Genomic DNA, 693 nt, shown 5'->3' with positions numbered 1-693 from the left:
GTTTCCGGCTCCGTCGACAGGGCTGGGAAAACCGCGGCGAAATGGCGGGCCGTGCGTACGGCAAAACCGTGTGGTCCTGGCCGTCGTTGCTACGGTCAAGCTCTTGCGAATGCGGCAGTCGCGTCAACCGGCGCGATGCCGGCGACTTTCGCGAGAGCGAGGGAGGCCAGAACGAACTCGGCTCCCGGGAGAGCACGGCATAAGCCGTCCAACCACTGCGCAGGGAAGGCCGAGTGATTGGCTACACCTGTATGCTGCTGTGCGGTTTCTGCGTGTGCCTTTTGCGCAGCAGACCGCGGGTGCCAGCTGGCACCCGGCCTTCCCTGCGCCCTCTTGGCTTAGAGGGCAGAGCGACGAAGCAAAGCTCGGGCGAAWTSCGCCGCGAGGCTGCGAAGGCRTGTCTGCATCCAACTGCTCGCWGTCATCGCCCGGCTTGACCGGGCGATCCAGTACTCYGAGACGGCGGTGACTGAATCGAGAAGCTGCGGCGTACTGGATTCCCCGCCTTCGCGGGGAATGACAGTGTCATCTGGAGAACCAGCCCATACCTCATACTCCGTCATTGCGAGCGCAGCGAAGCAATCTAGAATCCCTCCGCGGTGACAGTCTGGATTGCTTCGCTGTGCTCGCAAAGACGGTGTGGAGACAGTTCGCCCCACACTCGGCGGGAGACAGTTCGCCCCACACTCGGCG

Annotated in this window: 1 protein-coding gene; it reads left to right on the top strand. The window is 63.5% G+C overall.

What is annotated here, in order from left to right; translation table 11 throughout:
* A partial coding sequence (locus tag AC1D00_RS44030; RefSeq protein WP_477015062.1) for a hypothetical protein occupies nucleotides 1-203 on the top strand: 203 nt, incomplete at its 5' end.
* Nucleotides 204-693 lie beyond the last annotated feature (490 nt).

This window comes from Bradyrhizobium sp. P2_E8 (genome assembly GCF_056403875.1).
The sequence above is the reverse complement of the archived record's forward strand: the minus strand, read 5'-3'. Positions and strand labels throughout refer to the sequence as shown.